Consider the following 15573-nt stretch of genomic DNA (forward strand, 5'->3'; position numbering starts at 1 on the left):
CAATATATTATCTTCGATGGTGTCGTCGACCGTGGATGTCGACCGACCATCAACCGCATATGGGGGAACCGACGTGGATCGCATCGCAGTCCGTCCCGACCCGACCCCGACCCCGAGCCCGCCGCCACTGGACGACCTGCGGCACACACCGCTCGGCCAGATCTCCCTCTCCCGGGCGAGCGCCGTCGCCCGTGTCCACGACCGCAGGGTCGACCGCCCGACCGGCGTCGATGTCGCAGGCTTCGGCTCTTCGATCTGACGCTGGCGGGCCGGGCAAGAAGCCGCCCGGGCGGGTCAGCCCGCTGAGTCAGTACGTGCTCAAGCTGACCAGCCGCTGCGACCTCGCCTGCGACCACTGCTACGTCTACCAGCATCCCGACCAGTCCTGGCGCCACCAGCCGCATGTGATGGCGGCGTCCACACTGGAGCGGGCGGCGCGCCGGATCGCCGAACACGCCGCGGCGCACGGGCTCGACACCGTCCGCGTCGTGCTGCACGGCGGTGAGCCGCTGCTGGCCGGCGCGGGCGGCCTGGCCGCCGCCGCCGCCGAGCTGCGCCGCCGGATCGACCCGGTGGCGCGGCTCGACCTGCGGATGCAGTCCAACGGCGTGCTGCTCACGCCGCGCATCTGCGACGTGCTGGTCGCGTACGACGTGAAGGTCGGCATCTCGCTCGACGGCGATCTGGCGGCCAACGACCTGCACCGCCGCTACGCCAGCGGCCAGAGCAGCCACGCCGCCGTGCTGCGCGGGCTGGCGCTGCTGCGCCGCCCCGAATACCGGTCCAGCTACGCGGGCATCCTGTGCACCATCGACCTGGCCAACGACCCGGTCGCGGTCTACGAGGCGCTGCTGGCCCAGGAGCCGCCGCAGATCGACTTCCTGCTTCCGCACGCCAACTGGGAGCGCCCGCCGGCGCGCCCCGAGGGGGTGCCCACCCCGTACGCCGACTGGCTGCTGGCGATCCACCGGCGGTGGCTGGCCGACGGGCGGCCGGTGCCGATCCGGCTGCTGGAATCCCTGCTCTCCACCGCCTCCGGCGGGACCACCCGGACCGAGGCGGTCGGGCTGGGCTTCGCCGACCTGGTGGTCATCGAGACGGACGGGACCTTCGAGCAGGTCGACTCCCTCAAGTCGGCCTACGACGGCGCCCCGGCCACCGGGCTGGACATCTTCCGCCACCGGGTCGACGACGCCGCCGCCCACCCCATGATCGCCATCCGGCAGACCGGCCTCGCCGGCCTCTGCGCCACCTGCCGGGAGTGCGAGGTCGTGCGGCAGTGCGGCGGCGGGCTCTTCGCCCACCGGTACCGCCCCGACACCGGCTTCGACAACCCCTCGGCCTACTGCGCAGACCTCAAGGAACTGATCCACGCGATGACGCCCGCCGACGTACCCGCCCAGCGGCAGCCCACCGACGCGCTGAGCCCTACGGTGCTCGACGACCTCGGCACCGGCTACGGCACCGTGGAGTCGGCCCGCCACCTCGCCTCGGTCCACCTCGGGCTGGTCCGCGCGCTACTGGTCGACCTCAGTCCCCGCGCGGCGCACGACGAGCGGGCCGCGGCCGGCTGGCAGCTGCTGGTCGACCTCGACCGCACCGCCCCCGAGGCCGTCCGCGCCGTGCTCGAGCACCCGTTCGTCCGTCGCTGGGCGCAGCGGTGCCGCGACGACGCGACCGCCGACCTGGCGTACCTGGCGTGCGTGGCGGCCGCCGCCGCGATCCGTGCCGGAGCCGACGCCGAGCTCACCGTGCCGGCCCGCGACGGGGCGCTGAGCCTGCCCACGCTCGGCGCGCTCGCCGTCGACGCCGACGAGGAGGCGGTGTTCCTGTCCATCCACGACGGGGGGTTCACCGCGCGGGCCGGCGGGCGCCGGATCACCGTGCGGCCCGGCCGGCCGGACCTTCCGGACGGCTGGCGGCCGGTGCGGGCGGCGGTCGCCGACGGGCACCACGTCCTGTTGGAGGACACCGACCCGTACCGGGACTGTTTCGCGGTGCCGGTCGCGGCCCGGCTGCCGGCGGCCACCGCCGACGGATGGACCCGGCAGCTGACCCGGGCGCTGCGCCGCGTCGACGTCGAGGCCGGCGGGTACGCCCCGGGCCTGCGGACGCTGCTGCGCGCGGTGGTGCCGCTGGAGGCCGACGAGGGCGGGATGCAGCGAAGCGCCGCCGCCGGGGCCGCCTTCGGCGCGGTCGCCGTGGCGCCGGTCGAGGACGACGGGGCGCTCGCGGTGCTGCTGGTGCACGAGGTGCAGCACCTCAAGATGCACGCGGTGCTGGACGTGTGCGACCTGTTCGACCGGCACGACCGGCGCCGGCTGACCGTGCCCTGGCGGGCCGACCCGCGACCGGTGGAGGGCGTCCTGCACGGCACGTACGCCCACCTGGCCGTCGCCGACGTGTGGCGCCGCCGGCCCGGCGGCGCGGCGGCGACCGCCTTCCGCCGCTACCGGGACTGGACCGACGGCGCCCTCGTCGCGCTGCTCGGCCTGGGTGCGCTGACCGCCACCGGCGAGCGGTTCGCGCACCGGATGCGCGACACACTGGACAGCTGGTCGTGACCCCCGATGCCGCCGCGGTCACTGCTCCGGGCACCGATCGGCCCCGGCGCGGATGACGGGGGCACCCGGTATTGCGTACGCCGATACTGTGGACGGTTCAGGGTGTCCCACGTCGGGCGGGAGCGGCAGGTGACCGAGGAAGAGTTCCGGGTCGACCCAGGGGCGCCGGTGTTCTTCCTCAGCTACGCCCGGACGAAGAACCGGGTGGCCGCGCCCCCGCGGGACACCAACAGCAAGGTGTTCCAGCTCTTCGTGGACCTCTCCGACCACGTGGTCGAGCTGCTCGGCCTGCCGCCGGGGCGCCCGGCCGGCTTCATGGACCGGATGATCGACGGCGGGCAGCTCTGGACGGAGGACCTGGCCTTCGCCGCCGGTCACAGCCAGGTCTTCATCCCGCTGATCTCGCCGCAGTACCTCAACAGCGCCTGGTGCGCCCGCGAGTGGGACGCCTTCGCCCGCCGCCGCTTCACCCTGCGCCCGGGGGCGGCGGCCACAGCGGGGGAGACCCCGATCATCCCGGTCAACTGGTCGGTGGTGGAGCGGCAGCAGGTGCCGCCGGTCGTGTCGCAGCGGCAGATGTTCACCCCCACCCGGTTACCCTCGGACATCGCCCCGCAGTACCACGACGAGGGCATCTACGGCCTGCTCAGCCTCGGCAAGAACGGCAAGGACGCCTACGACGCGGTGGTGTGGCGCCTGGCGCAACGGGTCGCCAAGGCGTACCACACGCACTGGGTGCAGGCCCAGGTCCCCGCCGACATGCAACAGCTCCGCGCGACGTTCGAGGAGGTCGGGCATGACCTGGTCTGACGCTTCCTCGTCCGGCGCGCCGCCGGGCCGGCAGACGTACTTCTTCCTCAGCTACGCGCACTCGGTGCCGCTGTCCGCGTCGGCCCGCCCCGACACCGACTTCTGGGTCAACCGGTTCTTCCAGGACCTCGGCACCGCCGTGCGACGCGGCGCCCGCCGCACCGGCGAGCTGGACGTGGGGTTCTTCGACGGGCTGGTCAGCCCCGGCGCCGACCTCAAGCAGACGCTCACCGACGCGCTCAGCGTCGCCCACGTCTTCGTGCCGCTCTACTCGCCCAAGTACTTCAGCAACGCCTGGGCGGTCGGCGAGCGGGACTCGTTCCGCAGCCGGCTCAGCCGGCTGGCGCCCGGCCGGGCCGCGCGGCACATCCTGCCGGTGCTCTGGCTGCCCCTGTCGCCCTGGGAGGAGCGGCCCGAGACGGCGCAGGCGCTGGCGCTGGTCGGCGACGGCGTCGAACGCGCCGACTACGCCGAGAACGGGTTGCGGGCGCTGTGCAAGCTCAGCGCCTACCGCCGGCAGTACGAGAGCATCCTGTCCGTGCTCGCCGAACGGATCATCACGGTGGCCGAGAGCGAGCCGCTCGCCCCGTCCCGCGCCGTGACCGTGACCAGCAACCCGGTGACCGACAGCGGGGAGACCGCCCTGGTGGTCACCACGCTCACCCCGCACGACCCGCGCTGGCGGCCGTACGGCGACCAGCACGAGCTGGCCGTCGCCGACTACGTCGCGGCCACCGCTGAGCGGCTGGGCCTGTCCACCCGGGTGGTCGCCTTCGCCGACGCCCGCGCCCAGGCTCCGCTGTGCCCCACCGTCGTACTGGTGGACGCGGCCATCGGCGCCGAGGCCGCGCGCGACGCCGTCGACGGGCTGCCCCGCTGGGCGGTGCCGCTGGTCATCGCCGCCGAGGGTGAGCGTGGCGAGACGACGCCCGAGGCGATCGCCGGTACGTTGCAGGACGCCCGCTTTCCGCAGGTGCTGCCGGTGCGGGACATCGCGGAGTTCGAGCGCTGCGCGCCGCAGCTGGTGATCGAGGCCCGTAAGCAGTTCCTCCGACACGGTCCGGTCGATCCACCCGACGGCCCGGCCGTGCCCCGGCCGAGCCTGCGTCCGGCCGGCGCATCAGACGTAGGACGAGGGAAGGAAGACCGATGACGGGACCGCGCGATGGCCAGGTCGTCACCTTCTACTCATACAAGGGTGGCACCGGCCGCACGATGGCGCTGGCCAACACGGCCTGGATCCTGGCCGCGAACGGGCAGCGCGTGCTCGTCGCCGACTGGGACCTGGAATCCCCCGGCCTGCACCGGTTCTACGCGCCGTTCCTCGACCCCGAGCAGGTCGCCTCCACCGGCGGGGTGATGGACCTGATCCTGGAGTACGAGTGGGAGAACGCCCGGCGGCGCGCCGAGTCCGACGCCGCCGCCCGCCCCGGTGACTGGCACCGCCAGTTCGCCCGGGTGCACAAGTACGCCTTCTCGGTGAACTGGGAGTTCCCCGGCGGCGGCAGCCTCGACCTGCTGCTCGCCGGCCGGCACAACCCCGACTACGCCACCAGCGTCACCGGCCTGAACTGGGACAACTTCTACAACCGCCTCGGCGGCGCGCAGTTCTTCGACGCGCTGCGCGAGGACATGAAGCGGCACTACGACTACACGCTGATCGACAGCCGCACCGGCATCAGCGACGTCGCCGAGATCTGCACCATCCACCTGCCGGACGTGCTGGTGGACTGTTTCACCCTCAGCGACCAGGGCATCGACGGCGCCTCGGCGGTCGCCCGCCGGGTCCGGGGCTACGAGGGACGCCGCGCGCGGCGGGTGCTGCCGGTGCCGATGCGGGTCGACGACGGGGAGAAGGGCAAGCGGGACGCCGGCCGGACACTGGCGATGCAGCGCTTCGCCGGCCTGCCCAGCGGCATGACCGACGCCGAACGCCAGGAGTACTGGCTGACCGTCGAGGTGCCCTACCGGGCGTACTACGCCTACGAGGAGACGCTGGCGACCTTCGGTGACGAGCCGGGCGGCCGGACCACCCTGCTGTCCGCGTACGAGACGTTGACCAGCCACATCACCAACGGCCGGATCGGCTCGCTGCCCCGGCTCGACGAGGCGCTGCGCCGGCAGACCGTCCAGCGTTTCGAGCGCAAGCCGGCCGTCCCCGACGAGCTGATCGTGCTGCGGCACGCCGCCGAGGACCAGGCCTGGGCGGAGTGGGTGCAGGCGGTGCTCACCGGCGCGGACCTGCGGGTGCTGACCGTCGCGCCGGGCGCGGTGGCGCCGGTGAAGGCCGACACCGCCTCCCGCGAGCTGCGGCTGGTCTCCCGGGCGTACGTCGCGGCGCGGGACCGGCTCGGCCCGGACGTCGTCGGGCGCGGTGGCACCACCCTGGCCGTGCACCTCGACGACACCCCGCCCGCCCCGGACGTCCCCGTCGGCAGCTGGACCTCGGTGCACAACCGCGGCGTCGAGGCCGCCACCGAGCAACTGCTCAAGCTCGTCGGGCGGCCCACCGGCGACGCCGGGCGGAGCCTGCCGGGCGCCCGCTTCCCGGCCGTCGGGGCGGAGGTGTTCAACCCGCCCGGCCGCAACGTCCGCTTCACCGGCCGCGAGCAGCTGCTGCGCCGACTGCGCGAGGAGCTGAAGGCCGGCGGCACCGAGCGCACCCCGGTGGCGCTGCTCGGCGGCGCCGGCATCGGCAAGACCCAGCTGGCCATCGAGTACGCGCACCGCTTCCGCGGCGCGTACGACATCGTCTGGTGGATCGACGCGGACCCGCCGCAGTTCGTCGACGTGCAGGTGTCCGACCTCGGCCGCGAACTCGGCCTGCCGGAGCTGCCGACCATTCCGGAGAAGACCCGGGCCGTGCGGCAGTGGCTCAGCCGCGCCGAGCGCCACGAGGACGGCGGCCAGCCACCCCGGTGGCTGCTGGTGTTCGACAACGCCGACCAGTACGAGCACGTCAAGGACTTCCTGCCGCAGGGCAACGGGCACGTCCTGGTCACCACCCGCAACCCGGACTGGGGGGACCTGGCCCGGGCGGTGGACGTGGAGGCGTTCCAGCGGACGGAGAGCGTGTCGCACCTGCGCGCCCGCATCGGCGAGCAGCTGATGAGCGTCGCCGAGGCCGAGCAGGTCGCCGAGGCGGTGGAGAACATCCCGATCCTGGTCGCGATGGCCGGCGCCTGGCTGGCCGACACCGGCACTCCGGTGGGCGACTACCTGGCCGGGCTGGAACGCACCGGCCCGGAGACCGACGTGTGGGGCCACTCCCTGCAGCGGCTCAAGGAGCAGTCCGCCGGCGCGTACCGGCTGCTGCAGCTCTCCTCGGTGCTGGCGCCGGAGATCTCCCTGGACCTGCTCTACGGCGACCAGGTGGCCCGGGTCATCGCGCCGCACGACCCGGTGGTGGCGGCCCGGGTCGCCGACCGGGTGTCCGAGCGGGACATCGCGGCGGCCCTGGTGCAGCGGATCAACCGGCTCGCGTTGATCAAGGTGGACCTGCACGCCCAGCGGGTGCAGGTGCACCGCCTGCTCCAGGCCGCGCTGCGGGTGCGGATGTCCGACACCGAGCTGAACGAGATCAAGCACGACGTGCACCGGATCCTCGCCGGGTCGCGCCCGTCGGGCGAGGTGGAGGACCCGGCCGTGCAGGACCGGTTCCGCATCCTCTGGCCGCACCTGGACGGCTCCGACGCCGTCTCCTGCCAGGACGACAACGTCCGCCAGCTGGTGATCGACCGGATCCGGTACATCTACCTCAACGGCGGCTACGAGCAGGGCGAGCAGTACGCGCGGCAGGCCGACAAGACCTGGTCGACGCGGCTGGAGGAGCTGTCACCGGACTCGCCGCCGCACCGGGCGCTGCGGGTGCAACTGCTGCACCTGCGGTTCAACTGGGCAAACCTGCTGCGCGGCCTGGGCCGGTTCGAGGAGGCCCGGCAGCTCGACGAGGACACCCTGCGCCAGCAGGAGGAGCTGATCGGCGCCAGCCACCCGTACACGCTGATGACGGCCGGCAGCTACGCCGGCGACCTGCGCGCCCTCGGCCGCTACCGGGAGGCGCTGGAGCGGGACCTGCGCACCTACTCCGCCTCGGTGGAGGTGTTCGGCGAGGACAACCGCCGCACCCTGGTCGCCGCCAACAACCTGGCCGCCTCCTACCAGCTGATGGGCCAGTTCGCCCGGTCGCGGGAGCTGGACGAGAGCACCTACCGCCGGCTGCGGCTGGTGCTGGGCGCCGAGCACCCGCGGACCCTCTTCTCCGCCAGCAACCTGGCCCGGGACCTGCGCGAGGTCGGCGAGTACGAGCGGTCGGTGTCGCTGCTGCGGGGCGTGGTGGAGGGCTACCGCCGGCTCTTCGGCGAGCACTCCCGCGACGCGCTCGTCGCCCAGGCCAACCTCGCCGTGTCGCTGCGCAGCACCGGGGAGATCGACGAGGCGGCCGAGCTGCTCGACGTCGCCTACGAGCGGCTGCGCACCAGCTTCGGCCCGACCAGCCCGGACACCCTGTTCAGCTGGTTGAGCCGTACGGCGAACATGATGCTCCAGGGGCAGGGCGCCCGGGCCCGGGCCGAGCTGGCCGAGGTCGGGCAGATGTTCGCCCAGGTGTTCGGCGCCGAGCACCCGTACGCGCTGGTCTGCCGCAACAATCTCGCGGTGGCGACCTGGGACGCGGGGGAGCACGCCACGGCCCGGACGCTCGCCGAGTCCGCCGCCGAGGCGCTGCGCGCGGCGCTGGAGGAGCGGCATCCGTTCGCGATGGCGGCGGCGAACAACGCGGCGGTCTTCGACATCTACTCCGGTGAGCTGGAGGAGGGCCGGGCGCGACTGCGGACCGTCGTGGAGCGGATGGTCGAGGTGCTCGGCCCCGAACACCCCGACACCCTGCGCGGCCTGGGCAACCTGGAGGTCGTCCACCAGATGGCCTCGGGCGGGCTGGTGAGCATCGGCCGGACCCGGATCGCCGACCGGCTGGCCGACCGGATCGGTCAGCGGCATCCGAGCGTGGTGGTGCTGCGCGACGGCCGGCTGGTGCGCCGGGTCGTCGACCCGCACCCCTACTGATCGGGTCGGCTGCCGATCAGCACGTCCCGGCCCACCGGCGCGCCGACGTCGGTGAGCCAGCGCAGCATGCGCGGCAGCTCCTCGACGGCGTCGAAGTGCGCCGCGCCGGGCTGGACCTCCACCTCGGCGCCCGGAATCTGACCGGCCAGCCACCGTGCGTGGCTGGCCGGGGCGAAGGTGTCCTCCGCGCCGTGCCACAGCCGTACCGGCGTCACCGCGGTGTCGATCGCCCCGAGGTCGAACTTCCAGCTCCGCCGCAGCGCCAGCACGTCGTCGATCCACCCGTACGGGCCGGCGCGCAGCGCCTCCTCGTAGGTGTCGGTGATGAGCCGGCGCAGCGCCGCGTCGTTGACCGCCCGCCGGTCCGCCGCGCTCATCTCCACCATCAGCTCCTCCAGCAGGAACCGCGGATCCTCGACCGCCCGGGCGGCGCGGCGCCGGATCTGCTCGATCACCGAGGCGGTGTCGCGGTTGCCGTCGCCGCCGAAGCCGCGCACGTTGTCGCTGTTCATCCCGGCGAACCAGTCCAGCTGCGTGGTGTCGGCCGGGGCGAAGCTGACCAGCGCCGCGACCCGGGTCACCCGGCCGCGTAACGCGCCGTCGGCGGCGCAGGCCAGCGCGTGCGGGCCGCCGCCGGAGCGGCCGGCGACGGCGAAGTGCGCCAGCCCGAGTTGGTCGGCGATCGCCTCGACGTCGCGGGCGGCGTCGGCGACGTCGCGGCCCTCCCGCCGGTCGGAGTCGCCGTACCCGGGACGGTCGTACGCGATGAGCCGGACGCCGAGCCGGTAGAGAACGATGCCGCGCGGCTTCGGGCCACGGCGGCTGCCGGGGGTACCGTGGAGCAGGAAGACCGGAAACCCGTCGGGCGCGCCGGTGACCTCGTACGCCACGCGCTTGTTGTCCGCGCGGTGGGCGAATTCGGCCCCTGGCTCGCCATCTCGGGTCACTCCAGCCTGCCTTCCGGTGCTGCGTTCAGCCAACGTGCGTAACCCGGTGGGTGAGGCCGCTGATCCGGCTGCGACAACCTCACTCAGCAGTCGAGCCTAACGGTCGGGCCGGTCGCGTCGCTACGGAGAGCATCGACAAGGGGCCGGATCTGTCGGAAACGACACCCGTCCGGTCCCTTCTCCTGAAACTTCCGTCGACGCCCTGACCGGCCGGTACGGGTGCCCGACGGGTCACCGGTCGGCACCCGGGCGGCCCGCGCCGCACGCCTGCGGCCGGGCGTGGGCGGCGCACCCGCCGGCCGCGTCCGGGTCGGCGCCGGCGGCGCTCGGGTCGCCGTAGCGCCAGTGCAGCCGGTACTGGGCGCGCAGCCGGGGCCGGGGCACCTGCCACTCGTACGCGACGACGCCCTCGCGTTCCTGGCGGCGCGGGACCACGTCCGCGGTCGTCTCGGCGGTGAACGACGTCTCGCTGCCCCAGACCGTGGGACGGGCGGCGGCGGGCAGGTCCAGCCGGATGGCGAGGCGCCGGGTGGGCAGCCGGATGTCGCGCTGCAACCAGTCGCCGAACTTCCACGCCGGCACCCGGTAGGCGTAGGCGAGCACGGTGCGCTGCCCGGGGTAGAGCGGCACGGGCGCGCCGCCGGTGTCGAACATCAGGGCAATCTTCAGGAAGGCGTCCCGGCTGCGGGTCACCCGCCAGCGCATCGGTTCGGGTCGGTCGGCCCCGATGGTGGCGGTGAAGTCGACCTCGTCCAGGGTGAGCGGGTGGCGGCTGTGGAAGTCCGTGGAGCGGGCCGGGTCGTCGGGGAACCGGTCGATGTCGATCTGCACGGTGTGCCGGGTGATCGGCTCGGTGCCGACGCTGTGCAGGACGCGCCGGAACCGGCACTCGTACCAGCCGTCGACGAGGGAGAGGTTGGCCTGCTCGTCGTCGATCACCAGGTGCGGCCCGGCGGGTGGCGGCACGGCGGTGGGGCCCAGGGCGGGCAGCCGGCCGTCGCCGCGCGTGCCGGCGAACTCGACGTACCGCTGCCAGATGCGGTTGCCGCTGTCGAGCACCAGTTCGACGCGGCGGGCGAACTCCTCGGTCGGCTGGTGCCGGCCGTTCTCGATGTGGCTGACGTACGAGGGGTCGAAGCCGGTCCGCTCCGCCAGTTCCTTCTTGGACAGTCGGCGTTGGTGTCGCCAGTGCGTGAGCTCCCGCACGAAGGCCGCGGCCGCATCGTCCTGTATGGAGCCGTCCATGCCCCCGTCCCTGGGTGTCGGGCCTCAAGTGTGTCCCAGGTGTTGCGGCCGCGCCAGCCATGATTCGCCGGCCGGCAGCAGGTTCCGCCGGCCGGCGTCGAAACTGTGAACGCGGCGTTACCGGGCGGCCAACACCGCCGCGTCGCGGCCCTCGGTCACCGGCTCGTGGCGCGACGCGTGGGAGTCCGGCCGCCTGGGTATCACGTCCGGTCATGAGCACGAGCAGCACGGCGACCGACGAGCGTCCCGCGACCAGCGCGAACGTGGGCACGGTGGCGGTCGTCGCCCACCGGAGGAAGACCCTCGGCGGCGGCCTCGACGAGCTGCGCGCCATCCTCGTCGCCGCCGGGGTCGAGGACCTGCTCTGGTACGAGGTGCCCAAGAGCCGCAAGGCGCCCAAGAAGGCCCGAAAGGCGCTGAAGAAGGGCGCCGAGCTGGTCTTCGTCTGGGGCGGCGACGGCATGGTGCAGCGCTGCGCCGACGCCCTCGCCGGATCGGACGCCGCCATGGCGATCCTGCCCGCCGGCACCGCCAACCTCTTCGCCGCCAACCTCGGCATTCCCACCGACCTCGCCGAGGCGGTCCGCGTCGGCCTGCACGGCCACCGCCGCCGGCTGGACCTGGGCCGGCTCAACGGCGAGCACTTCGCCGTGATGGCCGGCGCCGGCTTCGACGGAGACCTGATCCGCGAGGCCGACCGCACCCTCAAGGGCCGACTCGGCCGGGCCGCGTACCTGTGGACCGGCCTGCGCCACGTGCGGGGCGAGCTGGTGCGCACCCGGATCCGGGTCGACGGGTCCGACTGGTTCGACGGCGAGGCGAGCTGCGTGCTCTTCGGCAACGTCGGCACGATCACCGGGGGAGTGCCGGCCTTCGACGACGCCCGCCCCGACGACGGCGCCCTGGAAATCGGTGTCTCCACCGCCAGCGGCGCGATCGACTGGGCGCGCACCCTCGGCCGGATGGCGGCCGGGCGCTCCGAGGACTCGCCGTTCGTCCGGATCACCCGGGGTCGCAAGGTGAAGGTCCGCCTCGCGGTGCCGAAGACGTACGAGCTGGACGGCGGCGCGCGGGGCGAGACGACCCGGCTGAAGGTCAGGGTGGTGCCGGGGGCGTTGACGGTCTGCTGCCCCGAGACGGACAGTTGAGGGGCGAACCGGCACGACCCCGGGGAGGGGCGATGGGCCCGTCACAGGACATTGTCACCGTCCGCCGCCTGCGCCGGGGTATCGGCGTGGTCGGTATCGCGATGCCGTTCGTGCTGACCCTCGGAAACGCCCTCTTCGCCGGGCGCCTCACGCTGCTCGAATCGATCAGCGGGGCGTACCACACGGGGGTGCGGGACGTCTTCGTCGGCAGCATGTGCGCCATCGGCGTCTTCCTCGTCTGCTACCGGTACCGGCCCCTCGACGACGTGCTGAGCAGCGTCGGCGGCGCGCTGGCGGTCGCGGTCGCGCTGTTCCCGACCGCCTCGGGCGCCCGGGACGACCCGGTCAGCGCGACCGACATCCTGGTCGGACGGGTGCACCAGGTCTGCGCCGCAGCCCTGTTCCTGCTGCTGGCCGGCTTCTGCCTGTTCCTGTTCACCCGGACCGACCCGGCCGTCGTCCCGGTCACTCCGGAGAAGGTGCTCCGCAACCGCGTCTACCGGGTCTGCGGCGTGATCATCGTGGCGGCTGTGGCGCTGGCGCCGGTCAGCACCGTGCTCCCGGACTCGGTGCAGGATGCGGTCAAGCCGGTCTTCTGGTGCGAGACGGTCGCGGTGCTCGCCTTCGGCGTCGCGTGGCTGGTCAAGGGCGAGGCGATCATCCGGGACGGGAGCGGTCGGGGCGCGGACCCGACCTGAGCGTCCCGTCGTGCCCGTCGGGGTGGCCTGCGGCCCGTCGACCGGGCCGAGGCAGGATGGCGGCCATGGACCCGACCGTACGGCGCTATCTCGACGACCTGGTCGACGCGGCCCGCGACGTCCTCGACGAGGACCTCGTGGGGGCGTACGCGGCCGGCTCGGTGGGCATGGGGGCGTACCAGCCGGGCCGCAGCGACGTCGACGTGGCGCTGGTCGTCGCCGAGCCGCTGGATGCCCGACCGAAGCGCGACCTGGTGGCCCGGCTGCGGCACGAGGCGCTGCCCTGCCCGGCGCGCGGCCTGGAACTGGTCGCCTACACCCGCGCGGTCGCCGGCTCCGGCACCCCCGAACCCGGGTTCGAGGTCGAGCTGAACACCGGGGCGCAGATGCCGTTCCGTGCCACCTGGGACCCGGCCGAGCGGCCCGCCGCCGACGGCCGCTTCTGGTACGGCCTGGACCGCGACATCCTGCATGAGCACGGGTACGCCCTGCTCGGCCCGCCCGCCGCCGACGTCTTCGCCGCCCTGGCCCCGGCCGATCTGCGCCGGCTGCTCGTCGAGGCGCTGCGTTGGTGGCTCGCCCTGCCCACCCCCGCCGACGACGTGCCCGCCCCGGGCGCCGAGGACGCGGTGCTCGGCGCCTGCCGATCGTTGGTCAAGGCCCGGGACGGGGTGTGGCTGTCGAAGGTCGCCGCCGGCAGCCGGCTGGCCGACGCCGGCTACGAGGGCGAGCTGATCACGCGCTGTGTCGCCGCGCGCGCCGGTGGCGTCCCGCCCAGCGGCGCCGAGGCCCGGGCGTTCCAGCGGCGGGTGCTGGCGGAGATCGCCGCCGGGAGCTGACCCGGCGGGGGAACCATGACCGCGGGTAGCGCGACGCCGGCGCATCCCCCGGCGGTGCCGGGGAGCGCGACGATCGGCGTCCGACGCCGACCGGTGTGGTCGGCATGGAGTGACCGGACCGACACCCTGTGTCGGGTACGCGTCTCGGCGCAGTCGGTTCCGCGCTAGAGCGGCCCGGCCCGGGGACGGAGGGTGTGACCAGCCCACCCCGCACTCCCGAGACGAGGTAGTCATGCCCGTGACTCCGAGCTACCCCGGCGTCTACATCGAGGAAGTCCCGAGCGGGGTCCGTCCCGTGATCGGTGTGGCGACCGGCGTGACCGCGTTCGTGGGATACGTCCGTACCGGGCCGGAGAACCGCGCCGTCCGGGTGGACAGCTTCGGCGAGTTCGAGCGCCGCTTCGGCGGGGTGGACCGGGATTCCGAGCTGAGCCTGGCCGTGCAGCAGTTCTTCCGCAACGGCGGCTCGGCCGCCCTGGTCGTCCGGGTGCCGAAGAGCGACGCCCGCGCGGCGTCGGTGACGCTGCTGGACAAGGTCGGCACCGGCCCGAAGTCGGCGCTCGTGCTGGACGCCGCCAGCACCGGCCAGTGGGGCAGCAACCTGCTGGTCGACGTCGACCACGACGGCGCCGCCGATCCGAAAATCTTCAACCTCAGCGTGCGCGACGGGTCCACCGGTGTCACCGAGCGGTTCACCGGCCTCTCCGCCGACCCGACCAGCGCCGCCTACGCCGTCACCCTGCTCAACGATCCCGACCGCGGCTCGTCCCTGGTCCGGGCCCGCCCCGGCGCGAGCGGCGCCGGCCGGCCGGTCCCCAGCGGCACCGTCGGGGCCGCGATCGGCACCCCCACCGTGGACGCCGGGAAGAACTACCGGCTCACCGTCCAGCCCGACCGGCCCACCAAGCCGGACCCGGCCGACGCCACGAAGACGGTGCCCGCCGTGGCGGCGGTGACGGTGACGGTGCTGGAGAAGGGCGAGCGGCTGCCGTCCTCGCCCGCCGGGGTGGCCGCCCTGGTGCAGCGCAAGGTCAACGCCGCGCTCGGCGCCGCCGACGGCGCCGCCGGCCTGCGGGTCCGGGTCGTGCCCACCGCCGCCGGCGGGGTACGCCTCCTCGGCGACGTCGACCCGCTGGTGGCCCCGGCCGCCGTGGACGCCGCCTTCACCGTCGCCGGGGTGACCGCCTCCGGCGACGTCGCCGACGGCGCCGCCCTGCTCGGCCTGGGCGGGGCGACGGCCAACGTGGGTCGCTACACGCCGGTCGGTGCGAAGCGGCTCGGCCAGGGTGACCTGGTCACCGGGGCCGACGGCAGCACGCTGCCCGGCACCGGCGCGCTGGTCGGTTCCGAGGCCGCCTACTCGGGCCTCTACGCCCTGCTCAAGACCGACCTGTTCAACCTGCTCTGCATCCCCGACGCCACCCGGGCCCGGCACGGCGACCCGAGCACCGTCGACAGTGGAGTGGACCCGGAGGCGATCTGGTCGGCGGCGTACGAGCTGTGCGAGCGGCGCCGGGCGATGCTGCTGGTCGACCCGCCGCCCGGGGTGGACGACCCGGACCGCGCCCTGGACTGGATCAACCAGCTCGGGGTCAAGGGCCGAACGCGGTCGCGCACTTCCCCCGGCTGCGTATCCCCGACCCCTCCGACGGTTTCCAGCCGCGCACCGTGGCGCCCGGCGGCACCCTCGCCGGCCTGTACGCCCGCCAGGACGCCGAGCGGGGCGTGTGGAAGGCCCCGGCCGGCACCGAGGCGCAGCTGCGCGGCGTGACCACCCTGGTGTACCCGCTGACCGACGCCGAGAACGGCGTGCTCAACCCGCTCGGGCTCAACTGCCTGCGCACCTTCCCGGTGGTCGGCACGGTCAACTGGGGCGCCCGGACGACGGCCGGCGCGGACGTGCTGGCCAGCCAGTGGAAGTACACCCCGGTCCGGCGGCTGGCGCTCTACATCGAGGAGAGCGTGTTCCGGGGCACCCAGTGGGCCGTCTTCGAGCCGAACGACGAGCCGCTCTGGTCGCAGCTGCGGCTCAACCTGACGTCGTTCATGCAGGACCTGTTCCGCAAGGGCGCGTTCGCCGGGCGGACCCCGCGCGAGGCGTACCTGGTGCGCTGCGACGCGGAGACGACCACCAGCGACGACCGGGACCGCGGCGTGGTGAACGTGGTCGTCGGGTTCGCCCCGCTCAAACCCGCCGAGTTCGTGATCATCCGGATCCAGCAGCTCGCCGGCCAGAACCCGTCCTGAGAGGTGTGAGT

12 protein-coding genes are annotated in these 15573 nt (G+C 73.9%); 10 read left to right on the forward strand and 2 right to left on the reverse strand.

The annotated features are described in order from the left end of the window. Positions 1–16: 16 nt before the first annotated feature. The 5 genes from fxsA (at position 17) to fxsT (ending at position 8438) form a co-directional block, all read left to right on the forward strand. Positions 17–259, forward strand: a complete 243-nt coding sequence (gene fxsA, locus GA0074696_RS30810) for an FxSxx-COOH cyclophane-containing RiPP peptide (protein WP_157745967.1) — start codon at positions 17–19, stop codon at positions 257–259. After that, the gene (locus tag GA0074696_RS16100) at positions 231–2564 is read left to right on the forward strand and encodes an FxsB family cyclophane-forming radical SAM/SPASM peptide maturase (RefSeq protein WP_088961855.1); all 2334 of its coding nucleotides are present in this window, start codon (positions 231–233) and stop codon (positions 2562–2564) included. The genes fxsA and GA0074696_RS16100 overlap by 29 nt, the downstream gene beginning before the upstream one ends. A 129-nt stretch (positions 2565–2693) precedes the next feature. After that, positions 2694–3374, forward strand: coding sequence for a TIR-like protein FxsC (locus tag GA0074696_RS16105; RefSeq protein WP_088964610.1), 681 nt, complete (start codon positions 2694–2696; stop codon positions 3372–3374). Next, positions 3361–4527 carry a TIR-like protein FxsC gene (locus GA0074696_RS16110; protein WP_088961856.1) on the forward strand — a complete coding sequence of 389 codons (1167 nt, stop codon included), beginning with the start codon at positions 3361–3363 and terminating at the stop codon, positions 4525–4527. The genes GA0074696_RS16105 and GA0074696_RS16110 overlap by 14 nt, the downstream gene beginning before the upstream one ends. Continuing rightward, positions 4524–8438, forward strand: a complete 3915-nt coding sequence (gene fxsT, locus GA0074696_RS16115) for an FxSxx-COOH system tetratricopeptide repeat protein (RefSeq protein WP_088961857.1) — start codon at positions 4524–4526, stop codon at positions 8436–8438. The genes GA0074696_RS16110 and fxsT overlap by 4 nt, the downstream gene beginning before the upstream one ends. Here fxsT and GA0074696_RS16120 read toward each other — a convergent pair. Then, a complete protein-coding gene (locus GA0074696_RS16120; RefSeq protein ID WP_088961858.1) occupies positions 8432–9385 on the reverse strand; it encodes an alpha/beta fold hydrolase in 954 nt (317 codons plus the stop codon). The two genes, fxsT and GA0074696_RS16120, sit on opposite strands and share 7 nt — an antisense overlap. Positions 9386–9616: 231 nt before the next feature. Further along, positions 9617–10630: a helix-turn-helix domain-containing protein gene (locus GA0074696_RS16125; protein WP_088961859.1), complete on the reverse strand. Its 1014-nt coding sequence runs from the start codon at positions 10628–10630 to the stop codon at positions 9617–9619. 212 nt (positions 10631–10842) lie between these two features. Here GA0074696_RS16125 and GA0074696_RS16130 point away from each other — a divergent pair, with 212 nt between their 5' ends. The 5 genes from GA0074696_RS16130 to GA0074696_RS31395 all read left to right on the forward strand — a co-directional run bounded on the left by GA0074696_RS16130 (position 10843) and on the right by GA0074696_RS31395 (position 15562). Then, entirely contained in the window at positions 10843–11778 is a 936-nt protein-coding gene (locus GA0074696_RS16130; RefSeq protein ID WP_088961860.1) for a diacylglycerol/lipid kinase family protein, read from the forward strand. 32 nt (positions 11779–11810) lie between these two features. Next, a complete protein-coding gene (locus GA0074696_RS16135; RefSeq protein ID WP_088961861.1) occupies positions 11811–12476 on the forward strand; it encodes a DUF998 domain-containing protein in 666 nt (221 codons plus the stop codon). A gap of 65 nt (positions 12477–12541) precedes the next feature. After that, entirely contained in the window at positions 12542–13315 is a 774-nt protein-coding gene (locus tag GA0074696_RS16140; protein WP_088961862.1) for a nucleotidyltransferase, read from the forward strand. A 232-nt stretch (positions 13316–13547) separates the two neighbouring features. Further along, the gene (locus GA0074696_RS31390) at positions 13548–15086 is read left to right on the forward strand and encodes a hypothetical protein (protein ID WP_197700718.1); all 1539 of its coding nucleotides are present in this window, start codon (positions 13548–13550) and stop codon (positions 15084–15086) included. Beyond that, positions 15041–15562: a phage tail sheath family protein gene (locus tag GA0074696_RS31395; RefSeq protein WP_231925023.1), complete on the forward strand. Its 522-nt coding sequence runs from the start codon at positions 15041–15043 to the stop codon at positions 15560–15562. Before GA0074696_RS31390 ends, GA0074696_RS31395 begins: the two co-directional genes overlap by 46 nt. Positions 15563–15573: the final 11 nt, after the last annotated feature.

The sequence above is a fragment of the Micromonospora purpureochromogenes genome (genome assembly GCF_900091515.1).
GTDB classification, from domain to species: Bacteria; Actinomycetota; Actinomycetes; order Mycobacteriales; family Micromonosporaceae; genus Micromonospora; species Micromonospora purpureochromogenes.